We start from the raw sequence: 22470 nt of genomic DNA, 5'->3' as shown, positions 1-22470 counted from the left end.
TATTGTGAGCAATGCTGTAACAAAAAAATCCCTGACGTTGCTATCGGCAAGCTCATCGCATTCTGCGATGAGCTCTGCTGGTTTTTCTGCATGGGGTACAAAAGCAGCAAAATGGCTGATGCCATTTTGTCTGCTTTTTTTGTCTGCCTGTACGGTTTGTCCTCCCTCCAAAGACAGTTGGAGCGGTGATATTTCCCCTAAACCGGAAGTGCAGAAGACAGAAACTGAGAGTTCTGATAGGAACAGCAAGGAAGGGTTTTGGACCTGGCAGGATGGTGCGGGTCGTTGGCAATACAGTGCCCGTGAAAAGCCAAGTGCGCCTGGTGTGCAATGGGTTTATGAACCTCGTTCTATTGTTTTGAGAGTGGAAGCTGTAGATCGGCTCAACCTGTATATGGGGCAGCCACACACATTAAGTTTAAAAGTAATTCAACTGACGAATCCTGCGATTGTCTCTGAGTTACGTGAAAGTCCTTTTGGCTTGTCTGATCTGATGGCGGCAAAAGGCAAAGAATTATCCGCCAGCATTGTGCGTGAAGATACTTTGGCGATTGGGCCGGGTAGTAGCAAGACGTTAGTTTTGGCTCGGGAGCAAGGCGTTCGATACATTGCTCTGGTGGCAGGCTACTTTGAGATGGAAAGTAAGAAGAGTGTGCGGATTGTACCGATTCCATCCGTTCAGGCTCGTATCTTACCCTGCTACGATGCAACGCCCTGGCCATTCGGAGATCCACCTCCACCTGAGCCGGATGATATTCCGGCCCGGCTGAAGTTGTGGCTCGATATGGACCCAGCTGAGATTAAGTCTCTGCAGGTTCAGGCGTACTAGCCGGCAGAATTAACTTGGCGATGTGCCAGATTTAGAAGAAGAATACGAAGCTGTAAACGTTCAGCGACGGCTGACAGTTTTTCCGGATGTACCGTCACTCCGGAACAGTCATGACGGATATGAAAGGATATAGGCAGGATTCACTTTGAATACGAATAAACCACTGTACTGGCATCAGGGGCTGTTTTTGCAGCCAAACCACTTTCAGTATCAGGATGCATATAACGAGTTTATCCAGTCGGTCATCCGTCGAACTGTTGCGCCTTTAGCATGGGGGGTTGCGTCTTCTAAAATCGACACAGCGAACCTTGATGCCGGACAGATAGCTTTCAGCCAGCTACGGGTGCTGTTTCAGGATGGTACTCTGTTTTCATTTCCTGAAAATGCACGCCTTGCCGGTCGTATTTTTGATGGCCCAGTCTGGGAAGACCGAAACAAACCCTTGCGTGTTTATCTGGGTGTTAAAAAGCGTAATGAAGAGCCCTTGGTTCAGCGAGAGGTTCCCGGTGATAGTGGAAGCGCCCTGAATAGTCGCTTTGTCATCGATGCCCAGAGCGCTACTCTGACCAACCGATATGAGCAGGCGGAGCGGGTTGATGCTCAGGTACTCTCCTTGGAAGGCAGACTCTGGTTCGAATCAGAGCTGGATCATGCATCCGGCTATGATCTGATCCCTGTTGCGCAGCTGATCCGTTCCGGTGATCAGATTAAGCTGGACGATGGCTTTATTGCTCCCTGTATCACCATGCGGGGTGATCAGAATCTGGTTGAGTTGCTGCGGGGGATCCGTGAGGAAGTATTATCCCGTACCCGCCAGCTTGAGGAGTACAAGCAGCCAGCGACAAGCTACACCGTATCTGAGTTCAACCCTCGTCAGATGCGTTATCGCTTAGCATTGCAGGTGATGGCCCGATACGTTCAGGCTCTGACTCATCTGCTTGAAATTCCCGATCTTACTCCCGAGCGTGCTTATACCTGTTTGCGCGAGTTGATTGCAGAGCTTTCTGTGTTCACGCCGCTTTCGAGTGCAACCTGTGAAATTGCCCCTGAGAACATCGTTCTGCCCGCATATAACCACCTGAATCTTGGTGATTGTTTTGCCGTTGCCCATACCCTGATTCACCGTCTTCTGAATGAGATCACAGTGTCCTCTGAAGCGATGGTCAGCTTCGAACGCCTTGATGCATCAAGTTTTCGCGGGGTTTTGGATAGTGAAATGCTGGAGCGTAAAGGTACTTATTTCCTTATTCTGCGTACTGAGCAGTCTCAGGATGCCTGGCTGGAAGACTTCAGACGTTACTCCAAACTGGGTGCTGAGAGTCAGGTGGCTCTTTATCAGGCTCGTGCGTTGCCGGGTATTGGCAAGCGTCTGCTGAACAGCCGTCCTGAAGGTTTGCCAAGTCGCCCGAACTCGCATTATTTCAGTCTGGATGTCGCATCCGGACTTTGGCAGAGCGTGGAAAGCGATGCCTGTCTGAGTCTGATCTGGCCTGGTGCGCCCGAGGATCTGAAAGTCGAACTGGTTTCACTTAGAGGTTAACCATGCACCTGATCGATAGTTTTGTAGATGTGCTGGTTTACGTCCAGCAGCAAAAAAAGCTGATTAGCGAAGGTCAACAGCCTGCCTTTGAAGAGGTTCGTCTCAACGTTGAGCGTCTATTGACAGAGAAATCCACCTTGCATCTGGAGGGTGGTTATCAGTCTGAACATTATGATGAAGCACGTTTTGCAGTAGTTGCTTTTATCGATGAGACCCTGCTCGACAACGCCTGGAGCGAGTCCGGGCGGTGGGCAGCTGATCTGCTTCAGAGAAACTATTACCACACAGCCTCTGCTGGTATTGAGTTTTTTGATCGCCTGGCTGGTCTGAATATGATTGACCCCGCTCACCGGGATATCCGTGAAGTCTATTACTACTGCCTCGCTCTGGGTTTTAGCGGCCGCTATTTCGAGCGCTCTGAGCGGGCCAGTCTTGAGCGTATCCGTCTGGATACCTATCAGCTTCTGATGGCGGGGCAAACTACCCGTCTGAATGATGAGGGGGAATTACTCTCCCCGGAAGCTTACCCGGAAAGTGGTGAGCAAAAGACAGAAGTCAAATCCGGTCGCTGGACTCCTTTTATTTTCGGAGTTCCGGTTCTGGTTCTGGTAATTACCTACGTTGCCATGAAATTAGATGTTGTAGGTATGGCCAATCAACTGGTTTCCCTGATTTGATCAGGGTTGTTGCGGACTTAGAATAAGAAGACGGATCGTGAAAACATTTCTCCGAGTGCTCTTTTATCTGCTGATCTGGCTGGTGATCTTTGCGGTCACCACAGGTCTGGCATTGTTTCTTGGCTTCTCACCTCAGGAAGGTGTGATAGCTGCTGTTGGTATCTTCCTGCTTTGGCTGACTTATCGCCTGATTAAGCGACTGCTGATTCGCCTGCATGCCAAGGGGCGTATCAAGCAACTGATCCGCTTAGGGCGGAAGGACGAGGCGGAAGAGCAGCTGAAGGCAGATACGTCAGGCCTGGAGCGCCGCTTCACCTACGCGATGCGTTTTCTGAAGCGTAGTCCAAACACTCATGCTTCAGATCCTGTTTATCAGTTGCCCTGGTCGGTGATGCTGCCGGCAAAGAGTGATGATGCGGAGCGTCTGGTCACCGCAGGTCAGCTGGTTTTACCATCGGGCCACAAAGATATCTTCACTGGAGATGACTGCCAGACAGAATGGTGGTTACACAACGAAGGTGTTGTTCTGCAGACACCGGCAGGCATTTGTGCCAGCGGTGGTGCCCTCAACCCTGAATGGGGCCGTTTGCTGGAACTTCTGGCATCGCGTCGACCTGCTGAGCCGATCAGCCATGTTCTGCTGACGGTATCTCTGGCGGATATCCAGTCCAAAAGTGATGACGAGCTTTATCAGCAAGGGATGATTCTTCGGGAACGTCTGGATCAGGTGATTCAGACGCTGAAGGTGAATGCACCGGTTTATCTGGCCTTTAATGATCTTGAGTACTTTGCCGGTGGTCGTTCACTTCTGAAATACCTGCCCGAGAAGATGCGAGAGCAGGCTTTAGGTCGCCATTTTCCTCAGGATGGCGATCAGCTGGAAACCGAAACCCGGGTCAATACCGCGCTGGATAGTTTGGCAGAGCAACTGAAACAGTTGAATCTGGAGTTGATGGGGCGTGGTGTTGTCGACGATGCCATCATGATGCTGCCATCTGAACTTGAGCAGTTACGGTCGGGAATCCGGGCTTTCACCAAGGGCGTTTTCCAGAACAGTGTGTTCCAGGCATCGCCGAATCTGCGCGGTGTTTACTGGATGGGCGCTGAAGCAGGTGCTTCAGAAACAGAAGGCAGCGTGGGCGCAGGGCTCTTTGTGAAAGAATTTTTCACCGAGGTTCTGCCGCGTGATCGCGGTTTGGTAAACAAGATTCCTGCAGCGGTTCGCGCAGAGCGCTGGATTCGGAACCTCTGGTTTACAGGTTTCGCTTCTATCATGGCACTACTCTGGGTTGCCCTGATTTACACCTACACAGGTGATAAAGGCTTTATCGAATCTTTAGAGCAGAAGTTTGCCGGTCAGATTGTTCAGCGTAGTGATCTGGCAGGGAATATTACCAATGGCGAACAGCTGGTTGATCTGATTCAGTCTCTTGAACAGCACAGTTTCTTCCCTTGGATCGACGATACGACCTCCGAGCCACTTTTTGTCGGTAAGCTGAAGGCAATTTATGTCGACCGTGTCTGGAATGATCTGGTGATGCCGGTTGATCGTCGAATTGAACGCTCACTGAATAAAGCTCTGTTCGATAACAAGCTACCGCCGGATGAGGCGGCTCAGGAGATCGCTCGCTACGTCGGTATTCTGGTTCGTGAGATCAATATTCTGCAGGATTTCCTCGCAGGTAAAGATCTGGAGACCTTGTCAGCACTACCGCCTTTGTATCAGGCTGAAGATGAGCTTCTGCATGAGGAGCTGGCTGAATCTGAGTTCGATAGCCTGAACAGTCTCTACCTGCAGATGCTGTTCTGGTCGCCATCAACCGATAACTATGAAGCGACTCTGCAGCGTAAGCAGCGTCTGCTGAAGCGTATCCTCGCAGATCACCCTGATAACCTGAATTGGCTGGTAAATTGGGGTAACACTGCGGGAAAGTCCAATGAGGTCAGGCTAGCAGACTTTTGGCAAGGAAGTGTGCCCCTGGACCGTTCTATTCAGGTTGCCCCTGCGTTTACTTTGGCAGGTAAGGCGATGATTGATGACTTTATCGAGCAGATTCTGGCAACAGACCAGGCTGCCGAGCAGATCAATGCATTGATACCGGGTTTTCAGGAAAGTTATCGCAAGCGTTATCTGGATGCGTGGCGTCAGTTTGCGCTGAACTTTTATAAGGGAACCGATGGTCTTTCTGGTCATCTGGACTGGCAGGGCGCTGTTGATACTCAGGCTACCGGTCGTAATCCTTTCTTTAATCTGTTGGATCGTATGACTGAAGAGCTTCAGCCCTACGAGAATATGGAAGAGAAGCCTGATTGGCTGTTTCTGATCTTCTACTACAAGCAGATGGCGACATACGCTCCTGCGGATAAAACCGATGCTGGTGGTAATGGTGCCCTGGCGAAGCTGGCACTTAAAGTTGTCGGTAAAGCGGGCGCAGCGGGTAAAGCAGTTGCCAAGGCCGGTAAATCTGCCATGAAGACCCAGAAAAAGCTTAATAAGGGTAAAAAAGGCGGCGGTGGTTCTCCCTCCGATGAAGAACGTTTAGCTGTTCTTGAGCAGGCTGGCGCATTACTGGGGGAATACAAGCAGCTTATTGAATCTATCGTATTTAACTCCGGTATTCGTTCTACTTCCTTTACCTCAGTTTCGGGTCTTTATGCGAATCCCGATAATCCGGCGGCCGGTGAGACAGCATTAGCCCAGAGTTATGCCCGCATGAAAACTCTGCAGGGAATGCTGGGTAAGCGTAACCGTCAGAATGAAGCTTTCTGGGCTATTTTCGCAGGACCCGTTCAGTTATTTCGTGATTACATGACTCAGGAAGCGGCCTGTGAATTACAGGAGCGTTGGGAAAATAGTTTTCTTGCGGGTATGCAGGGAGTACCTGGCTATAAACGCACAGGTTTCCTTTATGCTGAAGGCGGCCACCTCTGGAGCTTTAAAGACGCTCAGTTAAACCCTTATGTGAAACCTAAGTTTGGTGCGGGTTTTGTTCCTGTATTGGCGTCTGGAAAAGCCTTCCCGCTGGAAACAGATCTGCTTGAGTATCTGGCACGGGGTGATGATTTTCGCAAGCAGCAGCAAAGCCGTTACACCGTGATTATTAAATCCCGCCCGACCTCAGCAAATCCGGAAGCTCAATATCTTCCACGTCGCACGCTGCTTGAGATGCAGTGTGAGTTAGGGCCAACTCAGCTTGAGAACCTTAACTTCGCTCAGGACAGAGCATTTGTTTGGGATCAGACCTGTGCCGACACCACTTTGCTGATCAACATTGGTCGGTATACGTTGGAAAAGCGCTATCCGGGGCCTCAGGGATTTGCTCGTTTCCTGAAAGATTTTCAGAGTGGTCAGCGTCGATTTGTACCGGATGATTTCCCGATTATGAGAGATCGTCTCATCGACTATAAGGTGTCCTATATCGATGTGCGTTACGAGTTCCGTGGTCACAAGCCTGTGATCAAAACTCTGGCGGCATCGGATCTGCAACCGCCACGCCACATCGCAGCCTGCTGGAGTTCGTAAATGGATTCCCGTAACAATCTGATAGCGTCTTTGATGATTAAGCCTCAGGAGCAGGAAGCACAGCTGCCTTGTCGTGTTCTTTTTGTCGGAGCCTATAGTGGCAACCAGTCTTATGCCCATTCGACAGAAAGCGATGATCTGTTGTTCCGTCAGATTGTTCTCAACCGGGACAAACCTGAGCAGGCTCTGGCGGATTTCGAGTGTGCGATCGACTTCTCACAGTTGATGCCGGAATGGCAGGAAGAGTACAGCGTGCGTACACTGGATGATTTTCACCCCAGTGTACTGATTCGCCGTTCTCCGGTTTTAAGTCGTGGCGTGCAACTCAGAGATCAGTTGATTTCCGATGCAGTACCTTCATCCAAGTTGCTGGAAGAAGCGCGTGACTTTCTGGATCGTTATTCTGATCTGGACCGAGAGCAGCTGGCCGATGATTTCCTGTATGCGGATCTTGAGGTTTGTTTAGGTTCGTTGCTGAGTCAGGTGCTGCACTATCCTGTTTTCACTGAACTTGAATCCCTATGGCGTCAGGTTTTCGCCTTGTGTGCTTCCATGCGTTATCACAAGGCAAGCGAGATTGTTCTTCTGAATACCAGCAAAGATGCGTTGGCTGAAGATCTCTCCGGCGAAATGATTCGCAGCGAACTGTACGATCGGGTGTACAGCCATGAGTTTGGTCAGTTTGGCGGCCAGCCTTTTAATCTTATGGTTGTGGACTTCTATGTTGCTAATACTGAGCAGGATCTTTCCCTGATGGAAATGCTCTCTGATATTGGCCGAAGCGCTCATCTTCCGGTTGTTTTACCCGTATCGCCGCGATTTATTGGCTTTAACGGTTACGAGCAGCTTCTTGGGCAATCTCTGAATGAATGGTTTGAGAACCCCAGATTCCTGCCACTGCACCGCTTAGCGGAACGTCCCCAAAGCCGTTATCTGTTTCTGGTAATGCCGGATCAGGTGGTACGTGCACCGTACAGCGGTGACTTTTCCGGCCTCTTTTTTCAGGAGCAACTGGATGCCGAAGGGTTATCTCTGTTATGGGGCAGCAGTTGTTATTCACTGGCGGCAACCATGCTGAATACCTTTGACCAGCAATCTTCCTTTAGTCAGATGACAGGTAGTGATTTTGGTCGGGAACTGCTGCACAAGCCCTGGCAGGACCCCCAGGCTGATCTTGAATTGTCGCCGCTTGAAGTAGAGCTTCCGGCGTCTCTGATTACCGATCTGTCACGACACGGTTTTTGTGTACTGTCTGCGCTACCGGAAGAGCGTTCATCCTATTTTGCTCAATTAAACAGCTTTCACCAGCTGGCGCTGGAGGATGGACAGTTTGTACCCGATGCGCAGTTACCTTTCCTGCTGACGGTTTGCCGTATTGCCCACATGATGAAGCGCGTTTTTCGTGAACAGATAGGTTCTATTGATGAGCCGGAGCAACTACGTCAAAAGCTGGAGCAATGGCTTAAGAGTTTTGTGGTAGATCTGGAAGCACCTGCATTGGATGTGATGATGAAAAAGCCCTTCCGGCAGGCTGAGGTCATTTTGCGACAGTCAGAAGGTTGTCTGATGGAGGTTCGCCTGCAACCGCATCTCCGTTTTATGGATGAGCGCTTTCAGCTCTCCCTTGATCTGATTCTGCAGGAGGCTGTCTGATGGCGCGTCCTGGCTTTATTAGTTTTACCAGCTCTGCTCAGGGGGCATTGTCAGGGCCTGAGAAACAACTGACCCGTGATGGTTTGAGCTATGTTCTGAGTTTCAGTCATGGGGTGGATCTGCCGAGTGCAGATGATAGTCGTGTACTGGGTGGTCAGCCTATGCACCGGCCTGTTGAGCTTGTTAAGCCTCTGGACCGGGTATCACCTCAGCTGTATCAGGCGCTTTGTGAGCGTGAAGTGCTGACGAAGGTTGTGCTTTTCTGGTGCCAGTTTAACAGTGCAGGCACTCTTGAACTTTTGTACGAGATAGAACTAAAGAATGCCCGCATAGTGTCTCTGCAGCCGGTTATGCCAAACCTGCTGGAGAAGGGGCAGGAAGAGCACCCTTACTGTGAGAGGGTCAGCCTGCTTTATGAGTCGATCAACTGGCGATTCGGACCTTCCGCTGAGGTTGAGTTCGAGGCCCGAAATGAAGCGGGTAAGGCCTGATGAGAGCAGGATTACTCAAACGCCTGAATGGTGAGGATGCATTGCAGGGCGATGTAGAAGCGCTGGCCGCTTTTATCGCGCTTCAATTGCAGGATCTTTTAAATGTACGTGTTGGATCATGCTCCTCACGGCCAGATCTTGGTTTGCCTGCAATCTCGCCGGTACAACTACAAGGTGATGCTATTCAGAATCAGCGTTTGGCTCAGGTGATTCAATTACAGGTCACTCAGTTCGAGCCACGTTTGCTGGATGTTCGGGTTAGGCCGGATGGTGACGTTCAGGGTGCCCTGCTGTTTGCCCTTGAGGCAGCCTTTGAGCAGGGGTATGAGCGCTGGCAGGCCCGATTTGAAGTTCGGGTTGATAGCGACAGCCGTGTGGGCGTTTTGTGCCGTGGATTACAGTCTGATGGCCCAGCACGAAGAACGGTGCGATAAATTGAACATGAACAATGTTATCAACGAACACAAAATAATAAGTGACAGAGAACCGGTTACCAGGCTTGTGTTGATTACCGGTCTGAATAAGAAGAGTACTTATGGCAAAAATTGATCGCCATTATCAGGATGAACTGAACCGTCTGCATGAGATGGCTGCGGAATATGCCGCGCTTAATCCCTCTCAGGCGGGATATCTGGCGGGTACCAGCACTGACCCCGATGCGGAGCGTATTCTGGAAGGTGTTGCCTTTCTGACCGCAGGGTTACGTGCCGAGCTGGAGAAAGATCAGACGCAACTGCTGCAAAATGTGCTGCAGGTTGCTTCTCCAGATCTGTTACGCCCTTTGCCATCAGTGACCCTTATGCAGTTCAGAGGTCGACCTGCTCTTAAGGAGCAGATGCAACTTCACACGGGTACTCCCGTTGCCGGTACATCTCCGGCCAGTGACAAGCGTTGTGAATTCCGCACTCTGATGCCGACACGGGTATTGCCTCTGGAGATCAAAGACGCTGTTTACCGCAAAAGTAATGATCAGGAAGTGGGCGTTCACTGTTTGAGCCTTCGCTTCAGTTGCGTCTTTGGCGATAGCTCGGATCTTGCCGGACAAGTATTACCTCTGTACCTGAATACCACGCAGGCTTCAGCAGCAAGAATGTTGGATACGATGCTTCAGCATTGCGAGGGTGCTGAGGTTATCTGGCCGGATAAACAAAGGGATCAGATTGAAAGCCCTCAATGGAACACTGATCTGATGCAGTGGGCGTTCCTCCCGGATGAGCAACCGGAGCTTCCGGCGCAGCGGTTAGCCCGTCGCTATTTTACCGCTCCGGAGTTGGCTCAGGGGGTAAGCTTTGTTTTGCCTCAGGTTGCCGCTGAAAAGGCAGCAACCGAATTTACCCTTCAGTTTTACTTCAACCGGTTAGCCGACTGGCCAAAGGCTGATCTGAATAAGGTACTGCGTCTGAATGTTGTCCCCGCAGCAAACCTGTTCACCCGAGATGCACCGCCGAGAGTTCGTGATCTGCGCCAGACTTATATGCCTCTGTCACCCCGACAACGTGATGACGAGCAACTGAGTGTTTATGGCATTCAGCAGGTGAGTGGTCAGTTCCGCAGCCAGAGTGAAAGCCATCAATATCTACCCTTCTGGCAGCAAGCTTCCTCAGAGGCTTACCACTATCAGGAGCAACTAACTGCTCATCCGGTGACGGATGAACTGGAGCTTTCTGTTGCCCTGGGTGGTGATGTCCGGGATGAGCAGGAAGTTATCAAGGCAAGACTTTATTGCACCAATGGTGGGGACGCTTCAAGTATTCCTCCGGGGCAGATCAGCACTTATATATCAGGCTCGCCTGAACTGGTGCAGTTTGAAAATCTGACTACGCCAACACCCTATCGCAAGGCCTTGTCATCTGAGCAACAGTATTGGCAGGCAGTACGTCAGCTTAGCGGCAATCTGATGGGGCACCTGACCACAGAACGTCTGCAGGCCGCGCTTAAAGAGCTGGTTCTACAGGCGAGCCCTGACAGGGCACGACAACAGATCAACATGAAGAAGGTCGATGCAATTCGAAGTGTCAGTCTGAAGATGGGGGATCGTCTTGTTTCAGCGATGTCGGTTAGGGGTTATGAAGTAGAGCTTTTACTGGCGGGAGATCACTTCCCGACCAAAGCTGAGATGCATCTTTTTGCCCGATTGCTGCAACAGTTCTTTATCAGCATGGTGCCGGTGAATTATTTCTGTCTGTTGAAAGTGACCGATCAGCAAACCGGTGAACAGCTTGAATGGCCTGCCATGCTGGGTAGGAAACCGCTGCTGTGATTCTTGATGATCTTTTAACACATGGTCACCGATACAGTCTGTTGCAGGCTTATCGTCTGCTGCTGCAGGTTGGCGGGCCAGATACCCGTATTGAGCTGGAACCTGCACTGGGGTTGGACAGTGCCCGCAGCGTGATAGAGCGAATTGAAAAGGTTGATGAAGCATACTTCCGGATTGAGCTGAATATCTTCAATCTCTACGGCCGTAACGGCGTGCTTCCGGCGTATATGACCGATTATCTGCTGGAATCTGAGCAGCAGGAAAAAGGGCAGGCCAGAGCATTTCTCAACCTGCTGAATCAGCGTATTTACCAGATGTTGATTCAGGCGCAGCAGCGATCGATGCAGGTTTTTCAGAGCCCGGGCGCTCTGAATAAAGGTTTCTATGATCGTTTAAGAGCGCTGGCAGGACTGGCTGATGCCGATCAGGAGCCGGAAGGTGGCTTGTTGCGCTATTTTCGCCTGCTTTCATCGCCTTACCGTTCCGCTGCCGGATTGGAAGCTCTCCTGGAAAACTTTCTGGAAGGTGTTTCGGTTGAAGCGATTCAATGTGTGTTGAGACAGGTTTCTCTGCCCCGTTCGACACATCTGAAGCTGGGGCAACAGTCTGCAGGATTAGGTGAGGGATCGCTGCTCGGGAGCAGACTTCCGGAAGCAACGGGCAGCTTTGTATTACGAATTGGCCCACTGGCCTACAACCGTTTTGACCGGCTGTTGAGTGATTCTCAGCAGTGGCAACAACTCAGGGATTTGATTCGTTTATACCTGCGACAGCCTTTGCGTTGTGAACTTGAATTTTTACTGGATTGTACCGGCATGGAGCAGAACAACTCCGGCGGTTCCTCAGTTGATGGCTTGAATAGTGTCGATGGTGCTGACAGTCCAAATAGCATCAGCCACTCAAGCATTGCAAACAACACTGGCCTGAATGGCTGGGGACGCCTGGGCAAGAATGCCTGGTTACTAAGACCTGATTTTACCGCTGTTGATGGTTCGTCTTATCAGTTACAAGCCCGAATAGCGCTGGATTAATTTGGAGCATCCTATGTTGAGCTATCGTATGAAAAATATGATCAGTTGGTTTCTTCTGGCAATTGCCGGAATACTGATCCTGTATTGGGGCTATCAAAAGAGCCATGAATCCAAGCTGATCCGCATTGCGACAGCGTCTAAGGGCGGTTACTACTATCAGTACGGCACTCTGTTAAAGCGCCATATTGAGCAGAAGACCGATTATCAGGTTCAGCTGCTGGTAACCCGTGGTTCGGTAGATAACCGTGGTAAGTTGCTGGGTGGTGAAGCGGATTTTGCCATCGTGGGTACGAACTCGGTATCGCTGCAGAATCTGTATATGGTGGCGCCTCTGTGGCGTGACTACATGCATCTGGTGGTGCGTAAGGACAGCAAGATCAATTCTTTGGCTGATATGGCGGGTAAGAGCATTGCTCTTGGTAAACCTGGTTCCGGTTATCGGGCGCAATCGATGAAGGTATTGGAGCACTTCGCTCTTGAACCTGATCAGTTCACCAGCAACGATGTCTATTTCACTCAGCTGCTGAGCGACAGTTCCCTTGAAGGAGCTATCGTGACCACAGGTTTACTGAACCCGGATCTGCGTCAGGTGATGTCCAGCGGCATGTTTAAGCTGGTAACCCTTGAGGGCGCGGAAGGTTATGCCCTAAATCACTCTCAGTTGACCACAGCCAAGATTCCGGCTGGTGTCTACAGCACGGTTGCAGGTCCTGCTCCTGCTGAGTCAGTAGAAACCATTGTGACCTATGCTGTAATGGCGGCCCGTCCTGGTCTGCCTGAGAAAATGGTGCAGGCAGTTATGGATCAGCTGAACAGCGATCAGATTCGTGCCGAAGCGCCTGTGATGCTGGATATCAATCCGATTGAAGACCCTGTGCTGCGTTATTTACCTCTGCACTCTCTGAGTAACCGTTACTACAATCCATTTGTAGGGCTGGATAATTTCTCCCGCTTCCTGGGGCAGATTGCTGAACACAAAGTGCTGATCATTGAAGCTCTGATCATTCTGATTGTCGTCGTTGTGCAGTTAAGCCAGCTTCGTCGTCGACGTATTGAGCAGGTCAGGGTGAATCTTGCGGCAGAGCTGGAATCTGTTTTCCGCCAGACTGTCGAGATTGAGCGCAACCAGAAAGACGCCCGTGACTGGCGTTTGCTGAAACAGTATCTGGTTGAGGTGATGCGTCTGAAGCAACAGGCGGTGACGCTGGTTCAGGGCTCTGAACTGGCGGAATCTATGCTCTTTTTGAGCACTATTCAGCAGTGTGCCGATGTGATGCGTCAGTTGGAATGGCGTCTCTCTGCGATGCAGTTGAGTGAGGCAGCGCGTCAGGAAGTAGACGCAGCCCGTACTCTGGTTACCGAATAATTGAGGGTTTGATATGGCCTCAGTGATATCTCAGCCAGATTCAGAGATTCAGAAAGCAAAAAGTGCAAAGGGTAGCTCTTTAATGGGGCGCTTAGGCCTGACGCTGGTCTTTGTGCTGCTCTTCAGCGTGAGTCTGAGTGCTTTGCTGGCCTATTTTAACTTCGAGAAACGTCACCGCGAGTTAATCAGTTCCCGACTGCAGGTGATGCTGGATGAGGTGCGTCTTGGCATCGACTATGGCACTGGTCTTGGTTTGCCGTTAAGCAGCTTGTCAGAAACCGGTGAGCAGCTTCAGGCGTTGGTAACGTCTGACGAGGCCATCGATAAAGCGGTTGTTTACTCTGATCAGAAGCAGGCTGTTTTTCAGGCAGGATCTGCGGATATTCAGGGGCTGATACCTGATCTCTGGTTTGCTCAGAAAGCAGATGAGGAAACAGGTGGAAAACACCATCTTCTGATTCAGGAAACGGACAATTATCTGTTAGTGGCAGAGCCTCTGTTTAACACCTTTGATGTTCAGTCCGGGATTGTCGTTCTGGCTTATAACCGAGGTGTTTATCAGGCAGAAAATGCCCAACTTCTGAAGCAGCAGGCATGGCGTTCTGGGCTTGGGGTATTTGTCAGTGCCTTGGTTGGCCTGACTCTTCTGTGGCTAATGATGCGCCGTCTGCGTAAACAGATCCTTCGTTTAGGAGGCAATCTGGACAGGCAGCTGCAGGGGGAGCCACAGTCTCAGAATAGCGATGATTTTTCTCAACAGCCGGATGAATTGGAAGCCCGGTTCCAGTTATTAAATGACCGCGTGCAGGAGGCACAACAGGCGTCATCACATTCAGAATCGCCCCGGCAATAATAGTTGCTGAGGTGGCTGATAAGGGGCTTTCGGGCTGACTATGAAGCGTATCTCTTTATCCGGTAGTGTCGTATTTATTGCGGTTCTGGTGATTGTGCTGGGCACCGCTGTCAGCGCCTGGATCTCATTGGGGCTGATCAAAGATTCCCTGCAACCTGCCCAGCAGGAAAAAGCTGCTATCGTTGCTCAGTCTACGGATCGTCTGGTTCTGCATCTGTTGGATCAGGGGGTGCCGCTGGATCGCTTTGGTCGAATGGATGAGGTTTTGTCCAGCCGCCTTCAGGGGCATGCCGATCTTGAGTTTCTGGCCATTTATCAGCCTGAGTCGGATAAATTGCTCTACCAAGCCAGTACTAATGGTGTTGCTACAAATGGTGACGGAAGCGTTGATAGTCTCGCCAAGGCCGATAAAGAGTTTGCCCTGTATCGCTATCCTCTGGTGCAGGATGGCAAAACTTTAGCCGAAGTCTGGGTTGGCTTTGACCCCGGGTTTATGGCTCAGGTGTTTGAAGAGATCGGTTACGACATCGCAACGATTCTGGTGGTGACTCTGTTGCTTGCCATGGAGCTGTTGATGTTTATCACCACCTACCACATTAAAACGCCTATGGCGGGTATCAACGCCATGCTGGATAAGGTGGCGGATAAAGACCTGCGAGAAGTGGTTTATTTCCCCGGAAAAGATGAACTGTCTCATTTGGGGAATCGTGTAGCAGCCGCTATTGGTAGTATGACCGAGGGGCTTAAAAATGCCGCCACCGGACGCCGTGAAGACCTGGGATATCAGCTACCGGATGGCAGCCCGGAACGAGTCGGTCTGACCCGTCTCTCCTTTGTTCGGCCGCCACTCTTTCTGGTGATTTTCTCTGAATCGATGTCGCTCTCTTTTTTCCCCGCCTATGTGAACGCTCTTTACGAGCCGATACCGGGTTTGTCACCCAGTATGGTGATAGGCTTGCCTATCTCTGTCTTTATGCTGGTGTGGGCGCTCTCTTTGCCGGTGGCAGGCCAGTGGTCGGATAGTGTGGGTCGTAAGAAAGCCTTTATGGTGGGCGCAAGTCTTACTGCTGTTGGTCTTTTACTAACAGCCTGGTGCGATAATCTCTGGCAGCTGCTGATCGTCCGTTCCATAACCGCTGTCGGTTATGGTGTTGTCTTTATTACCGCCCAGGGCTACGTCACCGATAATACGACGGTGGCGAACCGAACCCGTGGGATGGCGATGTTCCTCTCGGGGTTCTTCTCGGGTTCTCTCTGCGGTGCTGCTATTGGTGGGATTCTTTCTGACCGTATCGGCTTTGAAGCCACCTTTATGCTTTCGGCGACCTTGTCACTGATCTCTGCTGTTTTTGTCATGCAGTTCTTTGAGCCTAAGGTGACTGACCCTGATGCGCCGCCTCCGGCAGTGCTCTCCTTTAAAGATTTCACCACCCTGCTGACGGATAAGTATTTCCTGTTGATCACTTTCCTTTCAGCGATTCCGGCAAAACTTCTGTTGACAGGTTTCCTCTATTACACAGGGCCGGTTTATCTGAATCAGTTGGGGGCTAATCAGTCTTCTGTCGGGCGAATTCTGATGGCTTATGGTTTGGCTATTGTTCTGATCTCGCCATTAAGCGCTTGGTTAGGGGATAGGCTGAAGAATAAGACTGCCTTTATTATTTTCGGTGGTGGTTTGTCGGCACTGGCACTGTTCGCGGTTTATCTGATACCGGGCGTTTATGGCATGTTTACTGGCGTACTCTTGTTGGGTGTTGCTCATGCGGTCGGCGTTTCGCCGCAACTTTCCCTGTTGACGGAAAAAGTGAAACTGAAGAACGGCCTGACGCTGGGTAAGACCATTGGCATTTTCCGCCTGACCGAGCGTATCGGTAATATTGCCGGTCCATTGGTTGCGGCTACCCTGATTAGTCTTCTGGGCTTTCAGAACTCTTTCCTTTGGTTATCAACCGGAGTTGCAGCCAGTCTGATACTTCTTGTTGTTCTTTATCTCATGTTCCGCACCATGGATCAGCGCCAGTTACAGGAGGCATAAGCGGTGGCAAAATTTGGTTCTAGTATGCGAGTCATAGCGGGTTCTCTGCTGTTAGCTTTGGCTGTAGTTTCTTTTGGTGTTACTCCTGCAGGTGCTAACGAAGCAGCTGACCAGCCCGTTAAACAGGTTTATATGGTGTTGTGGCGTGGTGTGACAGAAGCAGAGCGTGGCTTTATGGATTCGATGATGAATCAGCCAAAGCCAGTTGAATTTATTATCCGTAATGCGGGCAAAAGTCGTCAGCAGGTGGCGGTGATTCGTGAGGATATTCTCAAGCGAAATCCTGATCTGGTGTATAGCTTTGGTACCACGGTGACGTCAACTCTGGTGGGTACAGAGGCGGATAGCAAAGCTGGTGAGCATATCCGATCAATCCCTCTGGTGTTTAATATCGTGGCAGACCCGAAAGGTGCGGGTATTGTTTCGGATTACCAGGTGCCGGGCCGAAATGTGACGGGTACTTCGCATCTGGTGCCGATTGCCACTCAGGTAGCGGCAATGCAGGAGCTGGAAGGTATCAAGCGGGTTGCTGTGATCTTTAACCCGAAAGAGAAGAACTCCACCCTTCAGGTTGAGGCGTTACAAAAAGCCTGTGAAGAAGCAGGGTTGGATCTGGTTCGTTTTCCATTGCCGGATGCTGATGACGGCAAGGTAGGTGAGCACTTCGCAGCTTTTGCTCGTTTTGTTGCGGACAAAAAAGCGGATATTACCTATCTGCCATCCGACTCTTTCCTGATCTCCAATGCGAAAGCCCTGGTCAGTGCCAGCCACGGAGCAGGGGTGCCTGTGTTCTCAGCCACCGAAGGTCCGATCCGTAAAGCAGGTGCTTACATGGGACTGGTAAGTCGTTACTACAATGTGGGTCAGTTTGCTGCTTACAAGGCACAGCAAATCCTGTTCGAAGGCAAAACCGTTGCCCAAGTCCCGGTAGAAACCCTCAAGCGCTTCAGTTTTATTGTCAATATGAACTCGGCTAAGGCTCTGGACCGATATCCGCCGGTGACCATTATGCAAACAGCAGAAGTGGTTAAGGACTAGGCGTAAGCCAAATTTACGCTTAATCAAGGCCGCCTTGTCGGTAAAAGTTCTGCTAGAATGGCTCGCCTTGTGCGGGCCATTTTATTTTTGTGAGTGTTATTTGCCCGCGTTTTAAAAGCCAGGTTTTCAGGCTAAATATTGCTTCTTAACCCGTTGGAGTATGGTTTTGACTCAGTTTCGTCCGTGTATCGATCTGCATCAGGGGCAGGTTAAACAGATTGTTGGTGGCAGCCTGAATGACGAGGGTGCTGATACTAACTTTGTCAGTGAATACAGCAGCCGTTATTACGCCGAGCTTTACCGCAAGCACCAACTGAACGGTGGTCATGTAATTGCTCTTGGTCCCGGTAATCAGGAGGCGGCGTTGGAAGCACTTTCAGCCTGGCCGGGAGGTCTGCAGTTTGGTGGTGGCGTTAACGCGGACAATGCTGCTTCCTATCTGGATGCCGGTGCTTCCCATGTGATTGTTACCTCCTATCTTTTTGAGGACGGTCAGTTCAGCTGGGAGCGTCTGGAAGCGGTTAAAGCCGTAACGGGTAAAGAGCGTCTGATTCTGGATCTGAGCTGCCGTAAAACGGCGTCTGGCTGGAATATCGCTACAGATCGTTGGCAAACCGTGACAGAGCTGGCAGTTAATGCCCAAACCCTTGAAGAGCTGAGCGGTCATTGTGCGGAGTTTCTGATCCATGCGGCAGATGTTGAAGGTTTGCAGGGGGGGATTGATGAAGATCTGGTCCGTCTGCTGGGGCAGTCCTGTCCGATTCCGGTGACGTATGCCGGTGGAGCACGCTCTCTGGAAGATCTTAAGCGCGTACATGAGCTATCTGATGGTAAGGTTGACCTGACCATTGGTAGTGCGCTGGATATCTTTGGTGGCAGTGGTGTGACGCTGGAAGAGTGTATCCAGTGGAATAATCAGCAAGCCTGATGTCGTTGGTTTTTCAGGCATAAGTCTGGAAGAAATCAAAAAAGCCCGGGCATTACTTTAAGAAGTAATGCCCGGGCTTTTGCTTTAAGGCGCAGTTTTGTCGGTGATTAACGGCGACCCGGCAGAACAGTCCGCAGCTTCTCTGCCATTTTCAGCAGAGTTTCTTCGGTCGTATCCCAGTCGATACAGGCATCGGTAATGGATACGCCGTACTGCATCTCTTCGCGGTTTGCGGAGATCTTCTGGTTACCCCAGCCGATGTTACTTTCAATCATCAGGCCGACGATGGACTGGTTGCCTTCCAGAATCTGGTTGGTAACGTTCTCCATGACCAGGGGCTGAAGAGCCGGATCTTTGTTGGAGTTGGCGTGGCTGCAGTCGATCATGATGTTCTTTGGCAGTTTCGCTTTATCCAGATCTTTCTCACACAGAGCAACACTGACAGAATCGTAGTTCGGTTTGCCGTTACCACCACGCAGTACCACGTGGCCATACTGGTTACCTTTAGTGCGGATCACAGAAACCTGACCCGCCTGGTTAATACCCAGGAAGCTGTGTGGGTGTGAAGCGGATTCCAGTGCATTAGTCGCTACTTCGAGACCGCCATCGGTGCCGTTTTTAAAGCCGATTGGCATAGACAGACCGCTGGTCATTTCGCGGTGTGTCTGGGACTCAGTAGTACGTGCGCCAATGGCCGACCATGCGATCGCATCCTGCAGGTACTGAGGAGAGATAGGGTCCAGTGCTTCCGTTGCCAGAGGCAGACCCATTTCAGCCAGATCCACAAGCAGCTGACGGCCAATGTGCAGGCCTTCTTCCAACTCGAAAGTATCATCCAGATGCGGGTCGTTGATCAGACCTTTCCAGCCAACAGTGGTACGTGGCTTTTCAAAATAAACCCGCATAACGATATACAGGGTATCGCTGACCTTGTCAGAAAGCGCTTTCAGACGTTGGGCATAGTCTTTGGCTGCTTCTACATCGTGGATAGAGCAAGGACCAACAACTACAAACAGGCGCTGATCTTTACCATCCAGAATGTTTTGAATAGTTTCACGACCCTCAACCACAGACGCACGGGCGGGATCAGTTAACGGAATCTCTTTTTTCAGTTCTTCCGGGGTGATCAGGACATCCTGAGACACCACATTGACATTGGTCAGACGAGTTTTAGGCATCTGAAATCGTATCCTATGTTAGCTGTATGAATCGTTTAGGGTTTTGTTGTTAAGTTATTGTTCTTAGTAGAATATTGTTTTTACCGGCCAAGTGATAGGGGCTAAGCCTATACTTTGGCAGATATATTCAATATCCGGGACTGTGCTTAGGTGCAATCTTTGTATTCACTCAGTTCATGTACCAGACACAGCCAAAGGGTGTTACAGGCAGTTGGTGGGTTTGGGCAACCCCGCCAGTTTGCTGGCAAGTTTCGCCGGGCTTTCACCAAACAACTGCATCAGATAAATACTTTTTGCTTTGTCTTTATCAAGATGTATCCCGATATATTTCACCAGCGGACGCATGGCAGGAGAAAGTTCAAACTCCTGATAAAACTGGCGCAACAGGTTAAGAATTTCCCAATGGGATTCTGTCAGCTCCAGTCCCTCGGCCTCGGCAATCAGCTCGGCAACTTCCGGCTGCCAGTCGGAGAGGTTCTCCAGATAACCTTCCTCATCGGTCGGAATCTGCTTGTCTGCAAGGTTCAGCATCTTAAAACCAGCTGCAGACGGAGTCTGCTTTCTCAGTCAGTTCAACAAAGCCCTGGTAATCGACAGGCTGCCATTGTTCGGAAATCAGGCTACTGTTCAGGCCTCGGGCGGCCATATCGTTCTGCAGCACAAAATAGCTCAGATCATCTCTTAGCAGCTCAGAGAAAGCCTGAGTAGCGGCATAAACGCCATCTTCAATCAGCAGGATCTGATCACCGCTGCTGGCGCTGAACAGGCACTCTTTCAGGGTCGAGGAGGTCGCTGGCGACTTGTTTACGGTATGTAGAATCATATTTCTGTTCGCTCTGTTGTGAGCATCTAAAAGTTAAAAACCTGTTTATGCGTTTTGAGTAGGGCCTGTAGCTCTGTCTGGCCAATCAGCTCACAATCAAAACCCAGCTGGTCTTTAGTCAGACCGCGCTCACTCAGGCTCTCTTCGGAGACAAAGATTTGATCGATGTCGTACATCGGCAGTGCTTTCATCATCGCCTGAGTGCCTTTTTGCTCCACCTGATCTGGCTGTTGGTTATCTAACAGTTGATAAACACCGTCCCCCATAAAGACCAGAGAGGCCTGTTGGCCAAAGGCGGCACCCACAAGAGCCAGATCCAGCGCTTCACGAGCCCAGGATGTACCCACCGGCGGCTTACGGAAAATAATTAGCAGGTCAGACATGATCAGGCTCCAAAGGTGATGAGTCGGTCACAGGTCATACCTGCATCGATCAACTGGCCGAGTCCGGAGAGGGTAAAACCATCTGCCAGATTGTGAGTGGCCTTGCTGTAGCGTTTGGCCTCTTTTTCATCCAGAAGTCCGCGGCGTACAGCTGCTGCGATGCAAACAACCAGCTCGATATCGTGCTCTTTAGCCAGTTCCTGCCACTGCGCCGGAACATTGGCTTCATCCTGTGGTGGGCTGACCAGTGCGGAGCTGTTGTAGACGCCATCATGGTAGAAAAACACACGCTGGATACTGTGCTCCCGCTTCAGTACTGCTCGCGCGAAATGCAGTGCACTGTGTGCAGATTGATCGCTATAGGGGCCACCGTAGATGGCAATACTGTAATTCATCGCATTTAACTCTTAGTTTGTGCTGGGTACATCATCAGATCATGTCAGTAGATGAAGAACCCTGCACACCAGAAACTATTCCGGTCACTTAAATCATCACTCTGGTGATAGGGCAGAAACAAAAACGCCCTGCAGTGCAGGGCGCGTAGTATAGCTTAGAAAGCCTGTTTTAGTCGTCTCCACTCAGCGCGCCGGTCAGGTGGAGCAGGCTCATAAAGAGGTTATAGATGGATACATATAACCCGATGGTTGCCATGATATAGTTACGCTCACCACCGTGAACCAGCTGACTGGTTTCATACAGAATGGCTGCTGAAGCGAACAGTGCAAAGCCTGCTGAGATCGCAAGGCTCAGGCCCGGGATCTGGAAGAAGAAGCCTACCAGCATTGCGCCAACCAAAATCAGGAAGCCTGCAAACAGGAAGCCGCTCAGGAAGCTGAAATCTTTCTTAGAGGTCAGAGCGTAGCCAGAGAGTGCCAGGAAAATCACCGCTGTACTTGCCAGGGCCGTGGTTACAACCTGACCGCCATTTGGCAGAGACAGGTACATGGATATGACCGGGCCGATGGTGAAGCCCATAAAGCCGGTAAACGCGAAGGCACTAACCAGGCCCCAAACGCTGTTCTGTGTTTTGTGAGTCAGGAACATCAGGCCGTAGGCACCGATCAGGAACACGAAGATGTTCATGCGGCCCATACCCATCGCAGCTGAAACGAAAGCTGTCAGCGCACTGAAAGCCAACGTCATGCTCAGCAGCATAAAGGTACTGCGAATTACCTTGTTTACCGGAACGGCAGGTGCCGAACTGTAAGTTTTGTATTCTTCGATAGCCATTGAATAGCTCCTCTATTCTTCGTAATCCATACTGAGACCTATTTTGTCTGTTTCCGTTCAAAAGTTAAAGTCCTGGATAACCTGAGAAAAAACAAGAAATTACTGTTGACGAAAAAAAATATCTGCGTATCATACGCACCTGCTGGAGGGATGGCTGAGCGGCTGAAAGCACCGGTCTTGAAAACCGGCAAGGGTTAATAGCCCTTCCAGGGTTCAAATCCCTGTCCCTCCGCCACTAATTTGAAAAGGCGCAACACTTAGGTGTTGCGCCTTTTTCGTTTATGTCGGTTGGTAATGATTTTCTCATGTTGCTCGGGTCTGGCGGGCAAGAGGAACCGGGTTCACATCTGCGTTCGCACTGATCCGGTTGTGTTCTTAAGGATGGGTTGTCCTTCGAGGGGGCTGTTTTTTTGAGTAGCTGAGAATGTTTTTTATCTCTCGGAGTTGGGCGAAAGTCTCCGGCATCCTATTGAATATAAAGATTTTTTTCATAATGGTGTTGACCGAAAAAAAACAGTCCGTATAATGCGTTCTTGCTGGAGGGATGGCTGAGCGGCTGAAAGCACCGGTCTTGAAAACCGGCAAGGGTTAATAGCCCTTCCAGGGTTCAAATCCCTGTCCCTCCGCCACTA

The 22470-nt window shown here is 50.6% G+C and carries 20 protein-coding genes and 2 tRNA genes; 16 read left to right on the top strand and 6 right to left on the bottom strand.

Going from position 1 to position 22470, the window contains the following annotated elements; genetic code table 11:
* Positions 1-4: 4 nt before the first annotated feature.
* From BV405_RS07110 to hisA, 14 genes are all read left to right on the top strand, one after another.
* Positions 5-829: a type VI secretion lipoprotein TssJ gene (locus BV405_RS07110; protein ID WP_140054507.1), complete on the top strand. Its 825-nt coding sequence runs from the start codon at positions 5-7 to the stop codon at positions 827-829.
* A 145-nt stretch (positions 830-974) separates the two neighbouring features.
* The gene (gene tssK / locus BV405_RS07105) at positions 975-2369 is read left to right on the top strand and encodes a type VI secretion system baseplate subunit TssK (RefSeq protein ID WP_086480187.1); all 1395 of its coding nucleotides are present in this window, start codon (positions 975-977) and stop codon (positions 2367-2369) included.
* 2 nt (positions 2370-2371) lie between these two features.
* Positions 2372-3046 (top strand): type IVB secretion system protein IcmH/DotU, encoded by a 675-nt coding sequence (gene icmH / locus BV405_RS07100; protein ID WP_086480186.1) that lies wholly within the window; start codon positions 2372-2374, stop codon positions 3044-3046.
* A gap of 37 nt (positions 3047-3083) precedes the next feature.
* The gene (locus BV405_RS07095; RefSeq protein WP_140054505.1) at positions 3084-6569 is read left to right on the top strand and encodes a type VI secretion protein IcmF/TssM N-terminal domain-containing protein; all 3486 of its coding nucleotides are present in this window, start codon (positions 3084-3086) and stop codon (positions 6567-6569) included.
* Positions 6570-8222, top strand: coding sequence for a type VI secretion system contractile sheath domain-containing protein (locus BV405_RS07090; protein ID WP_086480184.1), 1653 nt, complete (start codon positions 6570-6572; stop codon positions 8220-8222).
* Entirely contained in the window at positions 8222-8713 is a 492-nt protein-coding gene (gene tssD, locus BV405_RS07085) for a type VI secretion system tube protein TssD (protein WP_086480183.1), read from the top strand. The genes BV405_RS07090 and tssD overlap by 1 nt, the downstream gene beginning before the upstream one ends.
* Positions 8713-9147 carry a type VI secretion system baseplate subunit TssE gene (gene tssE / locus BV405_RS07080; RefSeq protein ID WP_086480182.1) on the top strand — a complete coding sequence of 145 codons (435 nt, stop codon included), beginning with the start codon at positions 8713-8715 and terminating at the stop codon, positions 9145-9147. The genes tssD and tssE overlap by 1 nt, the downstream gene beginning before the upstream one ends.
* A gap of 101 nt (positions 9148-9248) precedes the next feature.
* Positions 9249-10973: a type VI secretion system baseplate subunit TssF gene (gene tssF / locus BV405_RS07075; protein ID WP_086480181.1), complete on the top strand. Its 1725-nt coding sequence runs from the start codon at positions 9249-9251 to the stop codon at positions 10971-10973.
* Entirely contained in the window at positions 10970-12004 is a 1035-nt protein-coding gene (gene tssG / locus BV405_RS07070) for a type VI secretion system baseplate subunit TssG (protein WP_086480180.1), read from the top strand. The genes tssF and tssG overlap by 4 nt, the downstream gene beginning before the upstream one ends.
* Positions 12005-12017: 13 nt before the next feature.
* Positions 12018-13370 carry a TAXI family TRAP transporter solute-binding subunit gene (locus tag BV405_RS07065; RefSeq protein WP_086480179.1) on the top strand — a complete coding sequence of 451 codons (1353 nt, stop codon included), beginning with the start codon at positions 12018-12020 and terminating at the stop codon, positions 13368-13370.
* Positions 13371-13383: 13 nt separating this feature from the next.
* The gene (locus BV405_RS07060; protein WP_086480178.1) at positions 13384-14223 is read left to right on the top strand and encodes a hypothetical protein; all 840 of its coding nucleotides are present in this window, start codon (positions 13384-13386) and stop codon (positions 14221-14223) included.
* A gap of 40 nt (positions 14224-14263) precedes the next feature.
* Positions 14264-16258, top strand: coding sequence for an MFS transporter (locus tag BV405_RS07055; protein WP_086480177.1), 1995 nt, complete (start codon positions 14264-14266; stop codon positions 16256-16258).
* A gap of 3 nt (positions 16259-16261) precedes the next feature.
* Positions 16262-17296, top strand: a complete 1035-nt coding sequence (locus tag BV405_RS07050; RefSeq protein WP_140054503.1) for an ABC transporter substrate-binding protein — start codon at positions 16262-16264, stop codon at positions 17294-17296.
* Between the two features lie 166 nt (positions 17297-17462).
* Positions 17463-18224 carry a phosphoribosylformimino-5-aminoimidazole carboxamide ribotide isomerase gene (gene hisA / locus BV405_RS07045; protein ID WP_086481113.1) on the top strand — a complete coding sequence of 254 codons (762 nt, stop codon included), beginning with the start codon at positions 17463-17465 and terminating at the stop codon, positions 18222-18224.
* Between the two features lie 107 nt (positions 18225-18331).
* Here hisA and BV405_RS07040 read toward each other — a convergent pair whose 3' ends face one another.
* The 6 genes from BV405_RS07040 to BV405_RS07015 all read right to left on the bottom strand — a co-directional run bounded on the left by BV405_RS07040 (position 18332) and on the right by BV405_RS07015 (position 21838).
* On the bottom strand, positions 18332-19402 hold the full coding sequence (locus BV405_RS07040; protein ID WP_086480175.1) for a 3-deoxy-7-phosphoheptulonate synthase: 1071 nt from the start codon (positions 19400-19402) through the stop codon (positions 18332-18334).
* Positions 19403-19603: 201 nt separating this feature from the next.
* Positions 19604-19933 carry a TusE/DsrC/DsvC family sulfur relay protein gene (locus BV405_RS07035; RefSeq protein WP_086480174.1) on the bottom strand — a complete coding sequence of 110 codons (330 nt, stop codon included), beginning with the start codon at positions 19931-19933 and terminating at the stop codon, positions 19604-19606.
* A 1-nt stretch (position 19934) separates the two neighbouring features.
* Positions 19935-20225 (bottom strand): sulfurtransferase complex subunit TusB, encoded by a 291-nt coding sequence (gene tusB / locus BV405_RS07030; RefSeq protein WP_217895595.1) that lies wholly within the window; start codon positions 20223-20225, stop codon positions 19935-19937.
* A gap of 26 nt (positions 20226-20251) precedes the next feature.
* Entirely contained in the window at positions 20252-20608 is a 357-nt protein-coding gene (tusC, locus tag BV405_RS07025; RefSeq protein WP_086480173.1) for a sulfurtransferase complex subunit TusC, read from the bottom strand.
* A gap of 2 nt (positions 20609-20610) precedes the next feature.
* Positions 20611-21003 carry a sulfurtransferase complex subunit TusD gene (tusD, locus tag BV405_RS07020; protein ID WP_086480172.1) on the bottom strand — a complete coding sequence of 131 codons (393 nt, stop codon included), beginning with the start codon at positions 21001-21003 and terminating at the stop codon, positions 20611-20613.
* A 169-nt stretch (positions 21004-21172) separates the two neighbouring features.
* Positions 21173-21838: a Bax inhibitor-1/YccA family protein gene (locus tag BV405_RS07015; protein WP_086480171.1), complete on the bottom strand. Its 666-nt coding sequence runs from the start codon at positions 21836-21838 to the stop codon at positions 21173-21175.
* 144 nt (positions 21839-21982) lie between these two features.
* Here BV405_RS07015 and BV405_RS07010 point away from each other — a divergent pair.
* Positions 21983-22073 (top strand) — tRNA-Ser (locus BV405_RS07010).
* A 303-nt stretch (positions 22074-22376) separates the two neighbouring features.
* Positions 22377-22467, top strand: a tRNA-Ser gene (locus BV405_RS07005).
* The last annotated feature ends 3 nt before the right edge of the window (positions 22468-22470 follow it).

Origin of the sequence: Oceanospirillum sanctuarii, assembly GCF_002150805.1 — a bacterium.
GTDB classification, from domain to species: domain Bacteria; phylum Pseudomonadota; class Gammaproteobacteria; order Pseudomonadales; family Halomonadaceae; genus Oceanospirillum; species Oceanospirillum sanctuarii.
Note: the sequence above shows the minus strand (reverse complement) of the source record. Positions and strands in the feature narration are given on the sequence as shown.